At 33.4% G+C, this 22,844-nt stretch carries 24 protein-coding genes; 18 read left to right on the top strand and 6 right to left on the bottom strand.

The features are described from left to right. The first annotated feature begins 136 nt into the window (after positions 1–136). The 11 genes from H601_RS0110445 (at position 137) to H601_RS0110395 (ending at position 10,141) form a co-directional block, all read left to right on the top strand. The gene (locus H601_RS0110445; protein ID WP_026711474.1) at positions 137–712 is read left to right on the top strand and encodes a transposase; all 576 of its coding nucleotides are present in this window, start codon (positions 137–139) and stop codon (positions 710–712) included. A gap of 65 nt (positions 713–777) precedes the next feature. After that, positions 778–1,347 carry a GNAT family N-acetyltransferase gene (locus H601_RS0110440; protein ID WP_026711473.1) on the top strand — a complete coding sequence of 190 codons (570 nt, stop codon included), beginning with the start codon at positions 778–780 and terminating at the stop codon, positions 1,345–1,347. A gap of 74 nt (positions 1,348–1,421) precedes the next feature. Continuing rightward, positions 1,422–2,564, top strand: a complete 1,143-nt coding sequence (locus tag H601_RS0110435) for a methionine aminotransferase (RefSeq protein WP_026711472.1) — start codon at positions 1,422–1,424, stop codon at positions 2,562–2,564. A 98-nt stretch (positions 2,565–2,662) separates the two neighbouring features. Next, positions 2,663–3,799: an AAA family ATPase gene (locus H601_RS0110430; RefSeq protein ID WP_026711471.1), complete on the top strand. Its 1,137-nt coding sequence runs from the start codon at positions 2,663–2,665 to the stop codon at positions 3,797–3,799. Beyond that, the gene (locus H601_RS0110425) at positions 3,796–4,677 is read left to right on the top strand and encodes an SDR family oxidoreductase (RefSeq protein WP_026711470.1); all 882 of its coding nucleotides are present in this window, start codon (positions 3,796–3,798) and stop codon (positions 4,675–4,677) included. The genes H601_RS0110430 and H601_RS0110425 overlap by 4 nt, the downstream gene beginning before the upstream one ends. 116 nt (positions 4,678–4,793) lie before the next feature. Further along, a complete protein-coding gene (locus tag H601_RS0110420) occupies positions 4,794–5,558 on the top strand; it encodes a ParA family protein (RefSeq protein ID WP_026711469.1) in 765 nt (254 codons plus the stop codon). Between the two features lie 6 nt (positions 5,559–5,564). Beyond that, on the top strand, positions 5,565–6,467 hold the full coding sequence (locus tag H601_RS0110415) for a ParB/RepB/Spo0J family partition protein (protein ID WP_026711468.1): 903 nt from the start codon (positions 5,565–5,567) through the stop codon (positions 6,465–6,467). A gap of 2 nt (positions 6,468–6,469) precedes the next feature. Further along, positions 6,470–7,033, top strand: a complete 564-nt coding sequence (locus tag H601_RS0110410; RefSeq protein ID WP_051220723.1) for a DUF5683 domain-containing protein — start codon at positions 6,470–6,472, stop codon at positions 7,031–7,033. Further along, positions 7,033–7,734 carry a 4-hydroxy-tetrahydrodipicolinate reductase gene (gene dapB / locus H601_RS0110405; RefSeq protein ID WP_026711466.1) on the top strand — a complete coding sequence of 234 codons (702 nt, stop codon included), beginning with the start codon at positions 7,033–7,035 and terminating at the stop codon, positions 7,732–7,734. The genes H601_RS0110410 and dapB overlap by 1 nt, the downstream gene beginning before the upstream one ends. 88 nt (positions 7,735–7,822) lie before the next feature. Further along, on the top strand, positions 7,823–9,523 hold the full coding sequence (lepB, locus tag H601_RS0110400) for a signal peptidase I (RefSeq protein WP_026711465.1): 1,701 nt from the start codon (positions 7,823–7,825) through the stop codon (positions 9,521–9,523). A 6-nt stretch (positions 9,524–9,529) separates the two neighbouring features. Beyond that, positions 9,530–10,141 carry a WbqC family protein gene (locus H601_RS0110395; RefSeq protein ID WP_026711464.1) on the top strand — a complete coding sequence of 204 codons (612 nt, stop codon included), beginning with the start codon at positions 9,530–9,532 and terminating at the stop codon, positions 10,139–10,141. A gap of 1 nt (position 10,142) precedes the next feature. On the opposite strand, the gene H601_RS0110390 is transcribed toward H601_RS0110395, so the two are convergent. The 6 genes from H601_RS0110390 to H601_RS0110360 all read right to left on the bottom strand — a co-directional run bounded on the left by H601_RS0110390 (position 10,143) and on the right by H601_RS0110360 (position 16,539). After that, positions 10,143–11,195, bottom strand: a complete 1,053-nt coding sequence (locus H601_RS0110390; RefSeq protein WP_026711463.1) for an endonuclease/exonuclease/phosphatase family protein — start codon at positions 11,193–11,195, stop codon at positions 10,143–10,145. Between the two features lie 9 nt (positions 11,196–11,204). Continuing rightward, positions 11,205–12,080 carry a rhomboid family intramembrane serine protease gene (locus tag H601_RS0110385; protein WP_026711462.1) on the bottom strand — a complete coding sequence of 292 codons (876 nt, stop codon included), beginning with the start codon at positions 12,078–12,080 and terminating at the stop codon, positions 11,205–11,207. Between the two features lie 49 nt (positions 12,081–12,129). After that, a complete protein-coding gene (locus H601_RS0110380; RefSeq protein WP_026711461.1) occupies positions 12,130–12,942 on the bottom strand; it encodes a rhomboid family intramembrane serine protease in 813 nt (270 codons plus the stop codon). Further along, positions 12,939–14,789: a DNA mismatch repair endonuclease MutL gene (gene mutL / locus H601_RS0110375; RefSeq protein WP_026711460.1), complete on the bottom strand. Its 1,851-nt coding sequence runs from the start codon at positions 14,787–14,789 to the stop codon at positions 12,939–12,941. Before mutL ends, H601_RS0110380 begins: the two co-directional genes overlap by 4 nt. 485 nt (positions 14,790–15,274) lie before the next feature. Then, a complete protein-coding gene (ribH, locus tag H601_RS0110365) occupies positions 15,275–15,754 on the bottom strand; it encodes a 6,7-dimethyl-8-ribityllumazine synthase (RefSeq protein ID WP_026711458.1) in 480 nt (159 codons plus the stop codon). Positions 15,755–15,756: 2 nt separating this feature from the next. Beyond that, positions 15,757–16,539 carry a tetratricopeptide repeat protein gene (locus H601_RS0110360; protein ID WP_026711457.1) on the bottom strand — a complete coding sequence of 261 codons (783 nt, stop codon included), beginning with the start codon at positions 16,537–16,539 and terminating at the stop codon, positions 15,757–15,759. Between the two features lie 169 nt (positions 16,540–16,708). Here H601_RS0110360 and recF point away from each other — a divergent pair, with 169 nt between their 5' ends. From recF to H601_RS0110325, 7 genes are all read left to right on the top strand, one after another. Beyond that, positions 16,709–17,791, top strand: coding sequence for a DNA replication/repair protein RecF (gene recF / locus H601_RS0110355; protein WP_026711456.1), 1,083 nt, complete (start codon positions 16,709–16,711; stop codon positions 17,789–17,791). A 92-nt stretch (positions 17,792–17,883) separates the two neighbouring features. Beyond that, complete coding sequence (locus tag H601_RS0110350) at positions 17,884–18,558, top strand: DUF2461 domain-containing protein (protein WP_026711455.1); 675 nt, start codon at positions 17,884–17,886, stop codon at positions 18,556–18,558. A gap of 7 nt (positions 18,559–18,565) precedes the next feature. Then, on the top strand, positions 18,566–19,579 hold the full coding sequence (murB, locus tag H601_RS0110345) for a UDP-N-acetylmuramate dehydrogenase (RefSeq protein WP_026711454.1): 1,014 nt from the start codon (positions 18,566–18,568) through the stop codon (positions 19,577–19,579). Between the two features lie 62 nt (positions 19,580–19,641). Continuing rightward, positions 19,642–19,845, top strand: a complete 204-nt coding sequence (locus H601_RS0110340; protein WP_026711453.1) for a hypothetical protein — start codon at positions 19,642–19,644, stop codon at positions 19,843–19,845. Positions 19,846–19,858: 13 nt separating this feature from the next. Continuing rightward, positions 19,859–20,965: a glycosyltransferase gene (locus tag H601_RS0110335; RefSeq protein WP_026711452.1), complete on the top strand. Its 1,107-nt coding sequence runs from the start codon at positions 19,859–19,861 to the stop codon at positions 20,963–20,965. Next, entirely contained in the window at positions 20,956–21,504 is a 549-nt protein-coding gene (locus H601_RS0110330) for an RNA polymerase sigma factor (RefSeq protein WP_026711451.1), read from the top strand. Before H601_RS0110335 ends, H601_RS0110330 begins: the two co-directional genes overlap by 10 nt. Before the next feature lie 39 nt (positions 21,505–21,543). After that, positions 21,544–22,788, top strand: a complete 1,245-nt coding sequence (locus tag H601_RS0110325) for an MFS transporter (RefSeq protein WP_026711450.1) — start codon at positions 21,544–21,546, stop codon at positions 22,786–22,788. Positions 22,789–22,844 lie beyond the last annotated feature (56 nt).

Here is a 22,844-nt window from a genome sequence, read left to right as displayed (position 1 = left end):
TTTTGATACGTAAACCTGACAGGTTTTTGAAACCTGTCAGGTTTAACAAATTAAACCGTTAAAATTTTTCAAAAAATAAAATACTTTATTAGAAGTTTTTTTTATTTTAGCCTAATAAATTAAAAGCCATACAGATATGATTCAACCGTTAAAATATGGTAAATACTACCATATATACAACAGAGGTATTAACAGTGATATTCTCTTTAAAGAGAAATCGAACTTCCAGCATTTTCTTAATCTTTACGATGAACACATTAATCCGATTGCAGAAACCTATGCTTGGTGTTTAATGAAAAATCATTTCCACTTTTTAGTTAGAATTAAAGAAATTGAGGAAATTACTTCAACCAAGAAAGTCTTGCCTTCACAAACATTTTCAAATTTATTTAATGCTTACACCAAAGCTTATAATAAATGGCATAATCGTCACGGTTCTTTGTTTGAAAGACCTTTTAGAAGAAAGCAAATCGATTATGATAACTATTTTCAAAATGTCATTTCATACATTCATAATAATCCTGTTCACCACAGAATATGTGAGCATCCGTTAGAATACCCTTGGAGTTCATACTTATCTTGTGTTTCAGAAAAGCCAACAAAACTTCAAAGAGAAAAAGTAATGGAACTATTCAATGGTTTAGAAAATTTTAAAAGTATTCATACGGAAAAAGTGGATTGTTTTGCTATTGAATCATTTTTAGGGATTTAAACCTGACAGGTTTTTGAAACCTGTCAGGTTTAAAGAGATTTCATATATTTACAAAAACAAACAAAATGCTCACCCTCTCCTTCACCCCATTCCCAATCCTCGAATCCGATCGTTTGTTGTTAAGAGCGGTTACTGTTGATGATGTCAACGAAGTAATGGAACTTCGCGGTAATCCCGAAACGATGAAATTTATTCCGCGACCGTTGGCAACTTCTCCCGAAATGGCAATGGAACACATTGCGATGATTACCGAAAAAATTGAAAACAACACCGGTATCAATTGGGCCATTACGTTAAAAGGAAATCCGAAATTATTAGGGGTGATTGGTCATTACCGCATTCAAACCGAAAATTACCGATCGGAAATTGGCTATATGCTTTTGCCGGATTACCAAGGAAAAGGTATTGTGAGCGAAGCCATCAACTTGGTTTTAGACTATGGTTTCAATGTGCTGAATTTTCATTCGGTTGAAGCAGTGGTTGATCCTGAAAACCATGTTTCCGGTATAGTTTTAGAAAAAAATGGATTTGTGAAAGAAGCTCATTTTCTGGAAAATGAATATTGGGATGGGAAATTTTGGGATTCGGTTGTGTATTCACTTTTAAAACGAAATTTTGTGAAGAAAATTTATTAAATTTAAACATATAAGCCATATAAGCTTTTGATTAAATTGTTTCTTATATGACTTATATGGTAAAAAATAATGTAATGTCAAAACTCCCCAACACTCCAATAAGTATTTTCACCGTCATGTCTAAAATGGCAACTGATTATCAAGCGATAAATCTCTCGCAAGGTTTTCCGAATTTTCCGATTGATGTTCGAATGTCAGAAATTGTGGCTTGTTTGGCCAAAACCGACATTCATCAATATGCTCCAATGGCTGGTTATCCACCACTATTGGAAAAAATTGCTCAGTTAACATCGGATCATTATCAACGAAAAGTGAATCCGTCATCCGAAATTTTAATCACAGCCGGAGCAACCGAAGCGATTTTTGCTGCCATTCAAGCATTTGTGCAACCGCAAGACGAAATCATCATTCTCGACCCAAGTTATGATTGTTATGAAATGCCAATCATTTTGAGTAATGCCAAACCCATTCGGATTGCGTTAAAAGAAGATTATTCTCCCGATTTTGAAGCTATTAGTCAGCATTTATCAACGAAAACTCGAATGTTGATTTTGAATAATCCACACAATCCGTCCGGAAAAATTTGGACAGAAAATGATTTTATTCAACTCGAAAAAATCATCGAAAAGTACCCCAATCTATTGATTTTATCAGACGAAGTATATGAATTCATTACGTTTGAAAACAAACATATTTCCATTAATACAAGAGAAAAATTAAAAGACAGAAGCTTAATTGTTTCATCCTTCGGGAAAACACTTCACTTAACCGGATGGAAAATTGGTTATTTAATTGCTCCTGAAAATTTTCTAAAAGAAGTCAAAAAAGTACATCAATACTTAGTATTTAGTGTGAATAGTTTGGCTCAAGCTTCCATTAATGAATACTTGACTGTTTTTGATGTAAAGGAAGTGGCTGAATTATATCTTCAGAAAAGGAATCTCTTTCAAAACCTTTTAAATGAAACAGCTTTTGACTTGCTACCTTGCGAAGGAACTTATTTTCAAACCGCATCGTATCAAAACATTTCAGATGAAAATGATTTGGATTTCACGAAACGATTAGTGACCGAATTTGGTGTGGCAACAATTCCTCTTTCAGTATTTTATGGCAATCAAACCGATTTAAAACGCATCCGTTTCTGTTTTGCAAAAGATGATGAAATGTTGATGAAAGCCGCGGAGAGATTAATAAAATTGAAGCAAAAAATAATGTAACAATTTTGTTAGTTACAATTTTGTTAGTTACAATTTTGTTAGTTACAATTTTGTTAGTTATTAAATAAGTCGTAAGTTTGTAATTCAATTCATTAAAAATGAACTTACCATTCAAATACGGAAAAATAATTGATGATGATTTTTTTGTCAACAGAACAAGTGAATTAGATTTTTTAAAACGAAACATTAAATCAAAAATTAATCTTACACTTATCTCACCCAGACGCTGGGGTAAGTCGTCATTGGTTTCAAAAATTGCCCGAAGCATGGCAAAAGAGGAAAAAAAAATCAAATTTTGCTTTATCGATTTATACAACGTTAGAAATGAGGAGGAATTTTACAACTATTTTGCGACTGAAATTTTAAAAGCAAGTTATTCAAAATGGGATGAGCGAGTTGAAAACGCAAAATTATTTTTCAAGCAAATCATACCAAAATTTAGTTTTGGTTTAGACCCTAATCAAGAGTTTTCAATATCATTTGACTGGGATAACATCTCAAAAAATCAACAAGAAATTTTAGATTTACCGGAAGTTGTTTCTAAAGCCAAAAACATTCAACTTGTTATTTGTTTGGATGAATTTCAAAACCTGTCATTTTTTGATGATCCGTTAAGTTTTCAGAAAAAAGCCAGAGCAACATGGCAAAAACATCAAAATTGTAGTTATGTTTTATATGGTAGCAAACGGCACATGATGGCAGAACTTTTTGAAAACAAATCGATGCCGTTTTACAAATTTGGTGAAGTAATTTTACTTTCAAAGATTGAAACACATCATTGGCAAGAATACATTATCGAAAAATTCAAATCTACCAAAAAAAATATTTCCATAGAATTAGCAGAATTTTTGACTCAAAAAGTGGAAAATCATTCGTATTTTGTGCAACAATTAGCAAATGCGGTTTGGTTAGAAGTTAACAAAGCATGTTCGAAAGAGGATATTGAAAACGGATTAGATAAACTTCTGCTTCAATATGAACTGTTTTTTAGCAGAGAAGTTGATGGACTATCAAACTTACAACTCAATCTTTTGAAAGCTTTGGCAGCAGATGAAAAAGAATTGAGTAGTAAAAAAACAATAAAAAAATATAATTTAAGTTCTTCTGCAAGCGTTAACCGCTCAAAAGAAGCACTCATTCAAAAAGAAATTATTGACGTTTTTGAAAAAAAAATTGAATTTATTGACCCTATCTTTAAAATTTGGATTAACAACACTTATAATAAAAGACTATGAATTTTTCAGCAAAAATGCTTCGTGATAATGCCTTAGAAGGCAAAGTAATTGTTGTTACCGGTGGCGGTAGCGGACTCGGAAAAGCGATGACCAAATACTTTTTAGAATTGGGTGCAAAAGTTGCCATTACTTCCAGAGATTTAGACAAATTAAAAACCACCGCTGCCGAATTAGAAAAAGAAACCGGAGGAACATGTTTGCCTTTGCAATGCGATGTTCGCCATTATGAACAAGTGGAAGAAATGCTTCAAGAAGTCCTAAAAAATTTTGGAAAAGTAGATGTTTTATTGAATAATGCAGCCGGAAATTTCATTTCTCCAACTGAACGATTATCGGCCAATGCGTTCGATACAATCATTGATATTGTGCTAAAAGGAACAAAAAATTGCACCTTAGCTTTCGGAAAACATTGGATTGATTCCAAGCAAGAATCATCAACCATTTTGAATATTGTTACAACGTATGCTTGGACAGGTTCTGCTTATGTTGTGCCAAGTGCCACTGCAAAAGCCGGCGTTTTGGCGATGACCAGAAGTTTAGCTGTAGAATGGGCAAAATATGGAATTCGAAGTAATGCCATTGCTCCGGGACCATTTCCAACCAAAGGAGCTTGGGATAGATTGTTGCCGGGCGATTTAGCCGAAAAATTTGATATGGCTAAAAAAGTTCCATTAAACCGAGTAGGCGATCATCAAGAATTAGCCAATTTGGCGGCATTTTTAGTTTCTGACTTTTCAGCTTATATTAACGGAGACGTAATAACAATTGATGGTGGCGAATGGTTAAAAGGAGCTGGTCAATTCAATTTATTAGAACAAATTCCCGAGCAAATGTGGGATATGTTGGAAGCCATGATTAAAGCCAAAAAAAGCAAATAAAATCCATCGGTTTTCAGCTAATTAATTGTACATAAAACAATTAACATTTGTTAACAACTTGAACTTGAAAAACCCATAAATAATCGTAATTTTACGGCTCAAATTTAATCGAATCAATGGGCAAAATTATTGCAATTGCGAATCAAAAAGGAGGCGTTGGTAAAACTACTACTACAGTGAATTTAGCCGCCTCATTAGGTGTTTTAGAAAAAAAAGTATTACTAATTGATGCTGACCCTCAAGCGAATGCCAGTTCAGGGTTGGGAATTGATGTGGATACGGTTTCTATTGGCTCCTATCAAGTATTGGAACATAGCAATTCTCCTGCAGAAGCAGTCGTAAAATGCTCTGCTCCCAACGTTGATGTTATTCCGGCTCACATTGATTTGGTGGCTATTGAAATTGAATTGGTTGACAAAGAAAATCGTGAATATATGCTCAAAGAAGCATTGGCATCGATTAAAGATGACTATGATTATATTTTGATTGATTGTGCTCCTTCTTTGGGATTATTGACCTTGAATGCTTTGACCGCCGCCGATAGCGTGGTGATTCCGATTCAATGCGAATATTTTGCCTTGGAAGGTTTAGGAAAATTATTAAACACCATCAAAAGTGTTCAAAAATTACACAATCCGGATTTGGATATAGAAGGATTATTATTAACCATGTACGATTCCCGTTTGCGTTTATCTAACCAAGTGGTGGAAGAAGTTCAGAAGCATTTTAATGATATGGTTTTTTCAACCATCATTCAACGAAATGTGAAATTAAGTGAAGCTCCAAGTTTTGGCGAAAGCATCATTAATTTTGATGCAACCAGCAAAGGTGCTAACAATTATTTGAGTTTAGCAGAAGAAATTATCAAAAAAAATAGCTAGGATTTTATGACACAAGCCACAAAAAAACAAGCCTTAGGAAGAGGATTATCGGCTTTATTGAAAGACCCGGAAAACGACATCAAATCGGTAAATGACAAAAATGCCGATAAAGTGGTTGGAAATATTATTGAGCTTGACATTGAGGCCATTGAAATAAATCCGTTTCAGCCCAGAAGCAATTTTAACGAAGAAACGCTTCAGGAATTAGCAACATCTATCAAAGAACTAGGTGTTATTCAACCCATTACCGTTAGAAAATTAGAATTCAACAAATACCAGTTAATATCGGGTGAACGAAGACTCCGTGCTTCTAAAATGGCCGGTTTAACTGTTATTCCTTCATATATCAGAATTGCCAACGACAACGAGTCGCTAGTGATGGCTTTGGTAGAAAACATCCAACGTCATGATTTAGACCCAATTGAAATTGCACTTTCGTATCAACGTTTAATTGATGAAATTCAGTTAACGCAAGAACAAATGAGCGATAAAGTGGGTAAAAAACGCTCTACTATTGCCAATTATCTTCGTTTGTTGAAATTAGACCCGATTATTCAAACCGGAATTCGGGATGGATTTATTTCAATGGGTCATGGTCGAGCATTGATTAACATTGAAGACGAAGATGCTCAATCAGACATTTACCACAAAATCATCAGTCAGAATCTTTCTGTTCGCGATACTGAAACCTTAGTGAAAAATTATCAAGAAGGTTTAAAACCCAAAACCGGAAAAGCAAGCAAATCTGCTTCTGCTTTTGTAATTTCTGATTCAGATAAAAAAGAAATCGGTACCGTTTTAGGTTCAAAAGTAGATGTAAAAATAGATGCCAACGGAAAAGGTAAAATCACTATTCCGTTTAAATCTGAAGCCGATTTTCAACGAATCATCGCATTAATCAAAGGATAGTGTTGAAAGTAAAACAAATAGTTGTGATTGTATTTCTACTATTAGGAATACATTCCTCCTATTCTCAAGTTCAGATTGAAGAATTTAATAGCAAAACAGATTCTATTCAATACAAACCTATTGATCCGCTTGCACCATCAAAAGCAGCATTTTATTCTGCAATTTTACCCGGTTTAGGTCAAGCATACAACAAAAAATATTGGAAAATTCCAATCGTTTATGGAGGAATAGCAATTGGTTATTATTTCTACAATCAAAACAATAAAAACTATAAAGAATTTCGAAACATCTACAAACGAAGATTAGAAGGTTATACAGATGATGAATATTTTGGAATTTATTCTAATAATGTGTTGATAAATGCTCAACGAACTTACCAAAGAAACCGTGACATTTCGTTGGTTGTGATGTTAGGATTCTATGTTTTGAATATAATTGATGCCAATGTTGATGCTCATTTGTTACAATTCAATGTAAATGATAATTTATCTGTTCGTCCGGATATCTATCAAAATGACTTCAATAATAAACACAATGTTGGTATCGTATTAAATTTTAAGTTCTAATGAAAATTGCACTGCTCGGATATGGAAAAATGGGTAAAGTAATTGAAAAAATTGCTTTGGAAAGAGGTCATGAAATTGTGCTTAAAAAAAGTAGTCAAGACTCTTTTGAGGGTTTAAACAATGCAGATGTTGCCATTGATTTTAGCATTCCTGATGCTGCGGTGCAAAACATTACCGCTTGTCTGAAAAATAATACTCCAATCGTTTCCGGCACTACTGGTTGGCTAAATGATTATCATAAAATGGTCAATCTTTGTAAAGAAAACAATGGTGCTTTTATTTATGGTTCAAACTTTAGTTTAGGGGTAAATTTATTTTTTGAGTTGAATGATTATTTAGCTAAAATGATGGCTAAATTTTCGCAATATGATGTTTCTATGGAAGAAATTCATCACACTCAAAAATTAGATAAACCAAGTGGAACAGCTATTTCGCTTGCAAATGCAATCATCAATCATACATCAAAAAACAGTTGGAGTATTGAAAATCCAACACCGGATGATGTATTTATTGATGTGAAACGAATTGATGCCGTTCCGGGAACTCATAGTGTTTTTTATCAATCTGTTGTTGACACTATTGAAATCAAACATATTGCTCACAATCGAGAAGGATTTGCTTTTGGTGCTGTTATAGCAGCAGAATGGATTGTAGGTAAAAAAGGGGTATTTACCATGAAAGATGTTTTGGATTTAAAATAAAATGAACCTTTTTAGCGTAACATTAAACCTTTTTTAGGTACTAATTGCTTGTTAAATGTAATAATTATCAAATTAAAAATATACAAAAATGACTTTATATCAATGGTTTATTCTCTTTTTGGTTGTTCAAATTATCCACTATTTAGGAACTTGGAAATTATATAAAGCAGCAGGAAGAAAATCATGGGAAGCCGCCGTACCGGTTTATAATGCAATTGTTTTGATGAAAATCATCAATCGCCCTTGGTGGTGGACATTCTTGCTTTTTATTCCTATTGTCAATTTAATCATGTTTCCGGTTATATGGGTGGAAACCATGAGAAGTTTTGGTAAAAATTCAGCCTTTGATACATTTTTAGCTGTCATTACATTTGGTTTTATTATCTATTATTTTAATTATTCACAAGATCTTCATCATATAAAAGACAGAAGTCTTCATCCGAAAAACCCAACAGCTGATTTTATTAGTTCAATTTTGTTTGCTATTGTTGTGGCGACTACTGTGCATACTTATGTTATGCAACCCTTTACCATTCCTACTTCTTCCTTAGAAAAATCATTACTTATTGGCGACTTTTTATTTGTAAGTAAATTTCATTATGGTGCCCGAACTCCAACAACAGCAGTTGGTTTGCCAATGGTACATGATTCTATACCGTTAACAAAAAACAAATCGTATTTAAGTTGGCCACAATTGCCTTCTTTCCGTTTTCCGGGGATAGAAAGTATTGAGAGAAATGATATTGTAGTGTTTAATTGGCCTATAGATACCGTTTATCAATTTAGAGATCGTTCAGGAAGACGTGTTAATAAACCTTTAGATAAAAAATCAAATTACGTAAAAAGATGTCTTGGCATTCCGGGAGATAGTCTGGCCATTAAAAACGGAGTTGTTTATGTAAATGGAAAAGTTCTTCCATTGCACGATCGTCAAAAATTACAACATTTTTATAAAGTTGAATTTAAAGATAATAACCTAGGTGATTTTATCAATACCTATAAACTCACCGAAGTTAGATACTATTATACTATCAATCGAAAATATTGGGATGTTCCGTCCATTAAACACTATTTAACAAGTGGTAATAGTAATTCAAAGCTTGTTGAAGTTTATAAAGACAGTACTCAAGCTACTGTTGATGGTCAACTGGATGAAGAGGATTTTAAAAAATTAGAAATGGGTGTTTCTACAAAATTTGCTTATTTAAATTTAACGAAGGAACTAGCAGAAGAAATAAAAAAAGACAGTAGAGTAGTTTCTCTAAAATATGATATTGCAGAAGGTTCAACTGCTATCTTTCCCCATACAAAGCCAGATTGGAGCAGTGATAACATGGGGCCATTATACATACCTAAAGCTGGTGTAACGGTTGCTTTGAACAAAGAAACACTACCATTTTACAAAATGATTATCTCTGATTATGAAAAAAACAAATTAGAAGTAAATGGTGATGAAATTAGAATAAACGGTAAAGTAGCGAAAGACTACACATTCAAGTTAGATTATTATTGGATGATGGGTGATAATCGTCACAACTCAGAAGATAGTCGCTACTGGGGATTTGTTCCTTCTGACCACATTGTTGGAAAACCTGTGTTTATTTGGTTAAGCCTAGATCAAAATGTTCCCTGGAGTAAAGCTTTAGATAAAATAAGATGGGAAAGAATGTTTACAACTGTTGGTGGAAATGGCGAACCGGTATCCTATTTCATTTATTTTGTAATTGTTTTAATTGGATGGAATGGTTATAGTTTTTACCGCAAACGCAAGAAAAAACAAAGTGCATAATTGGTTATGAAAACCCTTTTACATCCCACTTATTTTCCGTCAATTAGTCAATATGCCGCAATTGTTCAAGCAGAAGAATTGGTGTTTGAAAAGGAAGACAATTTTCAAAAACAAACCAATCGGAACAGAATGTATATTTATAGTCCGAATGGAATTCAATTGTTGAACATTCCGATAAAACATTCCAAAACTGCTCATCAAAAATACAAAGACATCAAAATTGAACCTGCATTTAATTGGCAAAAGCAGCATTTTAAAACCTTAGAAGCCGCTTATCGCACCTCACCATTTTTTGAATATTTTGAAGATGATATTGCCCCTATTTTTGAAAAGCAACACACCTTTTTATTTGATTTGAATATTGAGCTATTCGAAATTGTAAATCAGTGTTTAGGCATTGCTTTTCAACCGGAATACACAGCTGAATATTTTCATGAAGTGTCAGAAGTGAATGATTTTAGGTATCTGGCAAATGGAAAAAAAGACACAACCATTTGTGAACCCTATCAACAAGTTTTTGCTGAAAAACATGGATTCATTAATAATTTAAGCATCTTAGATTTGTTGTTCAACGAAGGTAGATATGCTTTAGATTATCTTAAAAAACAATCCTTATAAATTATTCTTTATCAAAAGCTAACCTTGATACTATCGGAAAGTGGTCTGAATTTTTAAAATTCGGAAAAGATTGAAATTGTTTTACTTTAAACTGTTTGTCCGCAAAAATATAATCGATTCGAGCAGGATAATATTTAAAATTATACGTGGTACCAAAACCTTTTCCGGCTTCTTCAAAAGTATCGTTTAAATCACCTTTGATACTTCTGTACACAAACGAAAAAGGGCTGTTATTCATATCCCCACAAACAATAATAGGGTAATTACAATCTGATTTGTGCTTTTTGATGATTTCGGCTTGTTGTTGTTGAAGCTTAAACGAACTACTCATACGTCTAAAGATGCGTTTAGATTGATGTTGAGAAACACCTTGAATGTTCTCATCAATTTCGTGTACGTCCGGCGTAATTTTAATAGATTGTAGATGAATACTGTACACCCGAATCGTATCTTTTCCTCTTTTTATATCTGCATAAACGGCATTATTAGTAGAATTTGGAAACGGAATTACACCTTCATTTACAATTGGATATTTAGAAAAAATAGCTTGTCCCAATTTTGTATTCTTACCTTCAATAAAAATATACTTATGTTTATATATTCTAAAATCAACTTCATTTCGCTTTGAAAATTCTTGAATACACAAAATATCAGGCGTTTGTTCTTTAATAAAACCGGAAATTTGTTCGCTTACATCCTCTCGTTTAATCCAATCATACAAATTAAACAAACGGACATTATAACTCATCACCACAAAATCGTTTTCTTCTTTGGGTAAGTTTGTTTCCGAAAATTTATAAAATTTTGATACAAACGTAATGCCTAATAATAAAACTACGCCGGAAAGCAACATTTGGCGTTTGAATTGAAGTAACCAATAACCAAAAAATAACAAATTCAAAATAAGCATTAATGGCAAAAAAAGCGTAAAAACAGATAATAACGGAAACAGTTTGGGAGCCAAAAAAGGAAGTATATAAGCCATAAAGGTCAATATCGTGAGTACAATATTGATATAAAATATTCCTTTATTAAACCAGCCTAACTTATTCATACAACGAAACTAATTATTATTTCCGGCTTTAAACAAAAATTCCTTTTCTTCTTTGGTTAAACTTTCATAACCTGACTTACTGATTTTGTCTAATATATCATCAATCTGCTGTTGTGTTTTATCTTTTGCAACAGGTTTTGGTTTTGAATAGGTTGAATTCTTATGTACCTTCTTGAAAGGAGTCGATTTTCTTCCCTTAAATAAATTAACCAAACCATCTACAAATGAAGTAAATGATTTAGTAATATCTGTTCCTTTTTTAAGCTGACTACTATACAAATACCCAAACAAAGCACCACCAAGATGTGCGATATGTCCACCCACATTACTAAAAGAAAGGCTAATTAAATCAATAACTAAATAAAACAAAGCGATATGCCAAAGTTTAACCGTTCCTATCAGCAACAAACGAATTTGCATATACGGAGCATAAGTTGTGGTAGCAAAAAGAACAGCCATTATAGCACCTGAAGCACCAATTAATGTTGCATTTTGATTAATTAAGGCAGGAAAAATTAAGTAACTGATAACAAATATTAATCCCGAAAAAATGGCTCCCATCAGATACAAACTCAACAATTGTTTTTGAGTAAAAAAGGTCAAAAACAAACGCCCGGCAAAATTGAAAATGATTAAATTAAAGAGAATATGAAAAATATCCGCATGGAAGAAAGCATAACTCAAAACCGACCATGGTTTCCAAAGTAAATCAGCCGGAGTTGAAGATAAACTGATAAACTGCGTAAAATTAAATTTGATTCCAAAAAGAAATAATATTCCGGTTAGCACCCACGGAATCGCAAATAAAAATACATTAAGGTAGATTAACTTTTCTGTTACGCCACCCATACGGTACTGTTGCTTTATTTCATTTAAAATACTCATCTTTTTTCCAATTACCTTTTACCATTTACCTTTTACCTATTACCTATTCCTAATCCCATCTCCTATCATTAAACTGATTTTTCTTCCAAAACCACATCATCAAAAATCCGGTAACTGCTCCTCCAACGTGAGCAAAATGAGCTATTCCTCCTCCACCACCAAATATAGAACCCCCTTGAAGTCCCATAAACAAATCGCCCAAAACCAAAACAGGAACAAAATATTTTGCTTTGATTGGTATCGGTAAAAACAACAACATCAATTCGGCATTAGGAAACATAAAGGCAAATGCAACTAATATTCCATACAATGCTCCGGAAGCACCAACTGCAGTAGTTTGAAACTCCATCGCAGCTTTGGCAATTATATTATACTGATCTTGATTTGCATTCACTTTTTCAAGAATATCATTCAACTGCCCGGGTATAATTTTATTATTAGTATCAAAATGTTGAAAATGATTTGCCTTTAACAAATAATCAATTTCAGATGTAGTTAAATTTAAATCTGAAACTTTTGCCATCAAAGAATGAATTTCATAATAAGTCATTCCCATGTGCAACAAAGAAGCTCCTAAACCACAAGAAATATAGAAAAACAAGAATTTTTTCCATCCCCAAAAATGCTCTAAAGCTGAACCAAACATGATTAAACCAAACATATTAAAGAAAATATGCATCAAATTGGGCATTTTGGCATGCATAAACATGTGCGTGATAGGTTGCCACCATCTAAAACCTTCACTCAATGGATAGTGTAAAGCCAGATAATCGTAGGCAGCAGGTGCAATGGTATTAGAACCAATATAAAAGATTACATTGATGATTACCAATTGCTTAACGGTTTCAGTCATTCGCATCATATAGCAAATTTTTTATCTAAATCATCCACGCTAATGGTGATGAATGTGGGTTTATGAAATGGAGAAACATCTGGTTCTTTACAGGCAAATAAACTGTTGACAATGTTTTCCTGTTCTTTTTCGGTTAAATAGGTTCCTGTTCGAACTGCTAAACTTTTGGCCATTGATTTGGCAATGCTATCGTTTAAACTAAAACTATTTTCCGGAGTATCACTTTGTAAATCATTCATCAGTTCTTCCAACACAATAGAAACTTCACTTTCCGTAACGTGAACAGGAATACCTGAAATGATTACTTTATCATTTTCAATCGAATCAAAAACAAATCCGGTAGTAACTAAAGATGGTTTCAATTCGTTCAACAATTGAATCTCATGCACAGAAAAAAACAATTCCAATGGAAAAAGCAACTGTTGACTGGAAGCTTGATGAACAGTCATATTTTTTAAATACTGTTCATATAAAATCCGTTGATGAGCCCGTTGTTGGTCAATCACCATCATTCCGGATTTAATGGAGCTTACAATATATTTTTTATGAATTTGGTACGTTCTGTTTTGAGATTCTTCCAAATCAACATCATTAAACAATGAACTGGATACCGCCACTTGTTCAAACGAATGCACATCAATCTCTTGTACATCATTTTTTAAACCCACATACAAACTTTCCCAGGCGGGAGCATCTGCTCTTTTTTCTCTGTAGCTCGAACCAGAATATGATTTTGAAGGTTTATCATCAGCAAACGGATTAAAATTGGCATCTATCTGAATCAATGGAACAGAAGCCTCTTTCTCTTGATAATGATACGGTGTGTCTAAATTTGGATCCCGTTCAAAATCCAACACCGGAGCAACATTAAACTGACCTAAACTATGTTTTACGGTTGAACGCAAAATCGCATAAAGCGAATGTTCATCATCAAATTTAATTTCTGTTTTTGTGGGATGAATATTGATATCGATGGTATTCGGTGGCACCTCTAAATATATAAAGTAAGCAGGTTGCATTCCGTCTTTTAACAAGCCTTCGTAAGCAGCCATCACGGCATGATGTAAATAACCGCTTTTAATGAATCGATCATTCACAAAAAAGAATTGTTCAGTTCTGCTTTTCTTTGAAAATTCAGGTTTTGCAATAAAACCTTGCACTTTCACAATTTCGGTTTCTTCGGAAATCGGCACCAATTTTTCATTTGTTTTACCGGCAAACAGGTTTACAATTCGCTGACGTAAATTAGAAGATGGAAGATTAAACAACTCACTTCCATTATGAATAAACGTAAAATGAATGGCAGGATGTGCCAACGCTACCCGTTGAAATTCATCAATAATATGACGATGTTCAACCGTTTCCGATTTTAAAAAATTACGGCGGGCCGGAATATTAAAAAATAAATTTTTGACAGCAAAAGAGGTTCCTTTTGGTAAAACGGCAGGATCTTGCGAAATAAATTTACTCCCTTCAATGATGATATGTGTACCTAATTCATCATTTTCTTGTTTCGTTTTTAGCTCAACATGAGCAATTGCTGCAATAGAAGCCAATGCTTCACCACGAAATCCTTTGGTGTAGAGTGAAAACAAATCTTCGGCATGACGAATTTTGGAAGTAGCATGACGCTCAAAACACATTCTGGAATCGGTCACATTCATTCCTTGACCGTTATCAATCACTTGAACGAGCGACCTTCCAGCATCTTTTACTATTAATTTGATGTTGGTTGCTTTGGCATCTACAGCATTTTCCAATAATTCTTTTACCACCGAAGCTGGCCGCTGAACGACCTCACCGGCAGCAATTTGATTGGCTACATGATCGGGAAGTAATTGAATGATACTCGACATTATCGTTGTCTAAAGATGGATATATCGAAATCGATAACGATTAAAAACAATAATACTAACACTAAAACGATGGCAATTAACCTAAAATTAATCTCTCTATTCCCTCTGTGACGGCTTTCATTACGTGCATCAGACCAATGAGAGCGATAATCGTTATAATTTACTGAATCTCTATTTTTATAAAAAACAGAATCAAAATCATATAGATTACCTTGCTCCTTTCCTTCATAGTAGCGGGGAGTGTAATTAAAACTTTTGTTTCTAGGTAATTTAAATAATGATCGCTTTAACATGTTTTCAATATTAACATTCAAAGTTAAGCAATTCTGAAAAGACTAGAAAATATAACCGTGTGAAAGTTTTGTTAGTTTTTATATAAAGGTTGTTCTTATACCTGACAGGTGTAAAAGCATTAATTAATGAGATTTACAAGAAAAAAAGCCAAAATCATTCGACTTTGGCTTTGAATTGTAAATATAACATTTTTACAAAGCAGTCATTTTGATTGCTGCAACTGCTGCTTCTACTCCTTTATTACCGTGCTTTCCTCCACTTCTATCAAGCGATTGTTGCATGTTATTATCCGTTAACACACAAAAGATAACGGGCATTTTCCCTAAAAGATTCAAGTCTTTGATGCCTTGTGTAACACCTTCACACACAAAATCAAAATGTTTGGTTTCCCCTTGAATGACGCTTCCAATAGCAATAATTCCGGCTAAATGTGGATGCTTTTCCATCATTTTTTTACAACCATAAATTAATTCGAAACTACCGGGAACATTCCATCGAATTACATTTTCAGGCTTTACATTACAATCTAATAAAGTATCCAAAGCACCTTTAAAAAGTCCTTCAGTTATCGTTTCATTCCATTCAGAAACAACAATCCCAAACGAAAGTTGACTAACGTTTGGGAGTGAATTTTTATCGTAATGCGATAAATTTTTATTTTCGGTTGCCATATTTATTGAGCCATTCCGATTAATCCGTCAATATTTCTAGCTTCTGGTGTAGCTTCGTATTTTTCTTTAATTTCTGTAAAATATTTTAAAGCATCTGCTTTTTGACCTAAACTAAAAGCAGTTTGACCGGCTTTCAATAAAAAGCGAGGAGTAGTTAAATCATTTGGATTCATTTCTGCCGCTTTTTTATAATATTCTAACGCTTCTTTTAATTGATTTTTTTGAGCGAATGCATCTCCAACCGCACCTTTGGCTAAAGCACTTAAAATCATATCTTCAGAGGAAAATTTATCTAAGTAAGAGATAGCTTCAGTATTTTTTCCAGTATTTAAATAAGCCATTCCGGCATAATAATTCGCTAAATTTCCTGCATCAGTTCCTGAATATTCAGCAGCAATTTTAACAAAACCATATTTTCCATCCGCACCATTCAAGGCTACATTAAACAAACTATCTTGTCCGGTAGTAGCATCTAACGCTTTTTGGAAATTTTGTTGAGCTAAAAACATTTCATCTGCCGCTTCCAATTCTTTTGGTTCAACAATAAATTTTTGATATGCCAAATATCCAATCGTAACCAAAGCAATTGCACCAACAATTCCAAAAATATATTTTTGATTGCGAACAACCCACTCTTCTGCTCTTGATGCACTTTCGTCTAAGGTGTTAAAAACTTCAGCGGTTGTACTGTCTTTTGCATCGATATCAACTTCTACATCATTATCAATATCTTCAACTTCTTTAGGTTTAGGTGCTTTGAATCCTCTTTTGTTATAAGTTGCCATTTATTCTAAATTTAATGAGCGGCAAAAATAAAATTTTTATTCCTATTTAAAAGTAATTTTCGAGATATTTTTAAATTATTTAAAAGTCTTTCCATAATAGTGTAGTTATTACTTAAAATCCGATTATTTTTGCTGTTCAAAATTTAATCCGAAAAATTGTTCTTTTACCTTGTATTTAAAACGAATTTCTTTACTCAATTATAAAAACTTCTCCGAAATTGAATTCAATTTTGAGAGTAAAATCAATTGTTTTGTGGGGAAAAATGGTGTTGGGAAAACCAATGTTTTGGACGCCATTTATCATTTGGCAAACGGAAAAAGCTACTTTAATCCATTGGCCGTACAAAACATCAAACATGGAGAAGATTTTTTTGTAATTGAAGGCGATTTTGATAAAAACGATCGAACAGAACAAATTGTGTGTAGCCTAAAAAAAGGGTTCAAAAAAACCTTAAAACGCAATGGAAAAGTATATGAAAAATTTTCTGAACATTTAGGATTAATTCCGTTAGTGATTATTTCTCCTTATGATACGGATTTAATTATTGAAGGAAGTGAAACCCGAAGAAAATTCATGGATTCCGTTATTTCACAATTGAATCCAACCTATTTAAATCAATTGATTCACTACCAAAAAATTCTGCAACAACGAAATGCATTACTGAAGTATTTTGCTCTTAATCATACTTTTGATGGAGAAACACTTTCCATTTATAATGAACAATTGCATCAATTGGGGCATTCTATTTTTGAAACCCGAAAAGCATTTATTGAATTATTCTTACCCATTTTTAACAAACATCATCAATCCATAACAAATTCAGTTGAAGAAGTTTCTTTGCGGTATGAAAGCCACCTTTTTGATAAGGATTTACATCAATTATTGGACGAATCCATTCAAAAAGACAAAATAGTTCAATACACTACAATGGGCATTCACAAAGATGATTTAGCGTTTGAAATCAAAGGATATCCCATCAAAAAATTTGGTTCACAAGGGCAACAAAAATCATTTTTAATCGCCTTAAAACTGGCTCAATTTGATTTTTTAAAAAAACAAAGCGGACAAAAACCTATTCTATTATTAGATGATATTTTTGACAAACTAGACGAAACCCGTGTGGCTAAAATTGTAGAAATGGTCAATCAAGATGAATTTGGTCAATTATTCATTTCTGATACTCATGAGGAACGCACTGAATTAATTGTAAAAAAAACAAAACAAAAATATTCGCTGTTTACGTTATCCTAAACTTTTCAGTTTCCACTAAAAATTAATGTCGATTTCCACTCAAATTAAAATGGTTCTTTTACCTTTGTGTGCCTTCATCAAATAAAATAAATATGGCTTTAAAAGACGCATTTCAGTTTTTAGAAGAGTTGAAAAACAACAATAACAAAGAATGGTTTCACGACCATAAAAAGCAATATGAACTATTCAAAAAAGAATACCATTCATTGATTGCGGCATTGTTGGAGGAAATGAAAAAAGGTGAACCGATGTTGCATGATTTAGAAGTTAAAAATTGTACTTTCCGCATCAATCGCGACATTCGTTTTGCGAAAGATAAATCGCCTTATAAAACCAATTTAGGCATTTGGTTTTCCACTCGAAAAAACCATAAAAATGCTCCCGGATATTATGTTCATTACGAAAAAGGTAAAAGCTTCATAGCCGGCGGATTATATTGTCCGGAACCGGAAGATGTAAAAAAAATAAGAAAAGAAATTGCTTTTTTTTACGAAGACTTAGACGAAATTTTAAATGATAAAACGTTCAAAAATACTTTTCAAGCACTTGACCGCGAAGAACAAAATGTGTTGAAAAAAGCTCCAAAAGATTTTGAGACAAATCACCCGGCAATTGAACATTTAAAATTAAAAAGTTACACCGCTACTTTTGCTATCAAAGACACTGACTTTTTTGATGCTGATTTTACTAAAAAAATAGCAGATAAATTACTTTTATTAAAACCCTTGAACGAATTTTTGAACCGAGCATTAGAAACAGTTGAATAACAGAATCATGCAAATTTTAACCGATTTTTCATTAAAAAACTACAACACTTTTGGTATTGAAGCGAAAGCAAAAGAATTCGTTTCCGTGCACAATCAAGCAGAATTAAAAGAAGTGTTAATTCAATTTCCTTCCTTAAAAAAATTTATTTTGGGTGGTGGAAGTAACATGCTTTTAACGAAAGATATTGATGCTTTGGTCATTCACATTGATTTAAAAGGAAAAAAAATTATTGATGAAAATGATGATTTTGTGTGGGTAGAAGCACAAGCAGGTGAAAATTGGCATGAATTTGTGCTTTGGACAATCGATCAAGGTTTTGGTGGTTTAGAAAATCTTTCGCTCATTCCCGGAAATGTGGGTACCACTCCTATTCAAAATATTGGTGCGTATGGTGTTGAAATGAAAGATAGTTTTGTGCTATGCGAAGCCATGCATATCGAAACAACTGAAAACCTTATATTTACCAAAGAAAAATGTCAGTTTGGCTACCGCGAAAGCATCTTTAAAAATGAAGTTAAAGATGAATTTATTATCTTATCAGTTGTTTTTAAACTGACCAAAAGAAATCACCAACTGAATACTTCTTACGGTGCGATTGATACTGAATTAGCGAAAAACGGAATACTACAACCTACCATAAAAGATGTTAGTGATGCGGTTATTGCAATTAGAAAAAGCAAACTTCCCGACCCAAAAGAACTGGGCAATAGCGGAAGTTTCTTCAAAAATCCGGTAATTCTCAAAGCGGATTATGATAAAATTAAAGTGAAATTTCCCGAAATGCCAAGCTATACCGTTTCTGAAACGGAAGTAAAAGTGCCTGCAGGTTGGTTAATTGAACAAGCCGGATTCAAAGGAAAACGGTTTGGTGATGCCGGAATCCATCAATTTCAAGCCTTAGTTTTGGTTAATTATGGAAAGGCAACCGGAGCGGAAATTTATGCCCTTTCAAAAAACATTCAACAAACTGTTTTTGAGCAATTCGGTATTTCGATTGAGGCAGAAGTTAACATTATTTAACCCTTCTTTTTGAATTAAAATTTCTTTCTTTTTTGTACCTTTGCCCTCAAAAATTACCACACATGAAATTGATACTTCTTACGATTGGTCTTCTTGCTCTGGCTTTTGCCGGAATAGCAATAAAAATATGGTTGAAAAAAGACGGTAAATTTGCCGGAACCTGTGCCAGCCAAAGCCCTTTTTTAAATAAAGACGGTGAAAATTGTAGCTTTTGTGGTCGCACACCGGAAGAAATGAAAGATTGTTCAGAACCAAGTCATTCGTAAGCGATAAAAATTTATGCTGCACTTATTATTTTATGCTCTAATTGGTATTGGAATTGTTCAGCTTTTTTATTATTTAGTGGTTTTTGGAAAATTTTCTTTTCTGAAAAACAACGATTCTACACCAAAAAGAATTCCGATTTCCGTGATTGTTTGTGCTAAAAATGAGGAGGAAAACGTACAGAAGTTTGTACCCCTTCTTTTAGAACAAAACTATCCTGAATTTGAAATTGTATTAATTGACGATTCTTCTTCTGATAACACATTAGAAATTTTTGAAGCATTTGAAAAACAGCATTCCAATGTAAAATTGGTAAAAGTTGAAAACAACGAAGCCTTTTGGGGAAATAAAAAATTCGCTTTAACGCTGGGTATCAAAGCCGCAAAACACGAATATCTTTTGTTTACAGATGCCGATTGTTATCCAACTTCAACCAATTGGATAAAAGAAATGAGTGCTCAATTTACACTCAAAAAAACCATTATTTTAGGGTATGGAGCGTATGAAAAAATTCAAAATTCCTTTCTAAATAAATTAATTCGTTTTGAAACCCTGCTAACTGCTACGCAATATTTTGGTTGGGCAAAAATAGGTAAACCTTATATGGGAGTTGGTCGAAATTTAGCCTACAAAAGAGAAGAATTTTTCAAAGTAAACGGCTTTATTGACCACATGAAAATTCGCTCCGGTGACGATGATTTGTTTATCAATCAAGCGGCAAACGGAGCTAATACAACGATTTGTTTTTCAAAAGATAGTTTTACGTATTCAAAACCTAAAACAACGTTCAAAGAATGGTTTACCCAAAAAAGAAGACATGTTTCAACGGCCTCGTATTACAAAGGTTTTGACCGTTTTCAATTGGGATTGTTCTATTTTTCACAACTTTCCTTTTTGCTACTTGCTATTTTACTTTTGTCTTTTCAATATTTATGGATGATTGTTTTACCAATCGTATTGTTTCGCTATTTAATTGCTTGGTTAGTGATGGGCTATGCCGCTAATAAATTGAATGAAAAAGACGTTATCTATTGGTATCCATTTATGGAAATTGCTTTATTAATGGTACAATTAAATGTTTTTCTGAGTAATATTTTCTCAAAACCCGTCCATTGGAAATAAATAAAACCATACAAAAAGCCATCAATGGCGACCAAGTAGCCTTTACTTCCCTGTTGGATATGTATTGGAATGAAGTATATGGTTTTATGCTGAAAAGAACAGAAAATGAAACGGATGCAGAAGACATTACCATAGAAACATTTTCTAAAGCATTTGACAAACTGAACAGTTACAATCCGGAATTTCAATTTAATACTTGGTTGATTGCTATTGCCAAAAATGTACATATTGATGCGTTACGGAAAAAGAAAATTACACCATTTGTAGAAATTTCCGATGAAGAAAATCATCCAATGTATAATGTCGCGGATACTACTCCAACGGTTGAAGACAAGTTGATTACAGAACAAAATCTCTCCCGATTATTAGGCTATATCAAGGAATTGAAGCCCCATTATCAGGAAGTAATTCAACTTCGCTATTTTCAGGAATTAAGTTATCAGGAAATTTCAGAACAATTGAATGAACCTCTCAGCAATGTAAAAGTAAAACTACTTCGAGCAAAAAAATTACTCGCTGAAATCATTCAACAACGATAATACTATTTTGTTATTTTTGTTTTTCTCAACAAACAAAAAATGACAACTTTTACGCGAGCTGAAAAACTCAAACACCTTTTAAGTCTTCCTGTTATTGTGGCTGCTTTAGGCTATTTTGTAGATATTTATGATTTATTGCTTTTCGGAATTGTACGCGTGCCAAGTCTTATTGAATTAGGAATGAATGTTGACCAAGACGGAACAACAATTCTAAATTTTCAAATGACCGGTTTGCTGGTCGGTGGTATTCTTTGGGGAGTGCTTGGCGACAAAAAAGGACGTCTTTCTGTTTTATTTGGTTCCATTTTGGTGTATTCATTGGCCAATATTGCGTGTGGATTTTTACCTCAATTTCCAATAGAAGACAAAGTCATGCTGTATGCTGTTTTACGCTTTATTGCCGGAGTGGGTTTAGCAGGTGAATTAGGAGCCGGCATCACTTTAGTTGCAGAAAGTTTACCAAAAGAATTACGAGCTATTGGTACTTCAATTGTAGCGGGATTTGGATTGTTAGGAGCGGTTGTAGCCCAATTAACGGTTGAACTAGCCGGAAGTTGGACCATTGCCTATTTTATTGGCGGAGCCATGGGCTTAGCTCTTTTACTATTACGAATTGGTGTGGTGGAAAGCGGTATATACAAAGACATCCAACATCGTCAGCAGGTTTCAAAAGGTAATTTTATCTCATTTTTTACTAACAAAGATAGATTTATAAAATATCTACGATGCATTGCGATTGGTTTACCCACTTGGTTTTGCATAGGAATTTTAGCCGTCATGGCCAATCAATTTGCTGGTGTGATGGGAATTGAATCCATTCAACCCGGAAAAGCCATCATGTGGGCCTATATCGGAATTTCTGCCGGAGATTTTGCCAGTGGTTTTATTTCTCATGCTTTGCATTCACGAAAAAAAGCTATACTCTACATGATGCTATTCACCATTATTGGTGTTTTACTCCTTTTATTTAGTGGTCAAAAAACTGAAAATATGTATTATTTTTATTGTTGTTGGCTCGGATTGGGAACAGGTTATTGGGCTATGTTTGTTACAGTTGCAGCAGAACAATTTGGCACAAATATTCGAAGTACGGCTACTACCACAGTTCCCAATATGGTAAGAGGTTTATTACCGGTAATGCTGATCGGATTTGATTTTTTTAAAGTGGATTACGGTGTAATTTGGTCAGCAGCTATTGTTGGAACAGTTGTTTTTGGGTTGGGAATTTACGCTACATTAACTATCGCCGAAACGCACAATTCTGATTTAGATTTTATTGATTAAGTTCGCTTCATTCAACAAATAATAAAGAAATCCTAATTTTTGAGTTCTTGAGTTTA

The organism is Flavobacterium filum DSM 17961, assembly GCF_000425465.1.
In the GTDB taxonomy this organism is placed as follows: domain Bacteria; phylum Bacteroidota; class Bacteroidia; order Flavobacteriales; family Flavobacteriaceae; genus Flavobacterium; species Flavobacterium filum.
The sequence above is the reverse complement of the archived record's forward strand: the minus strand, read 5'-3'. Positions and strand labels throughout refer to the sequence as shown.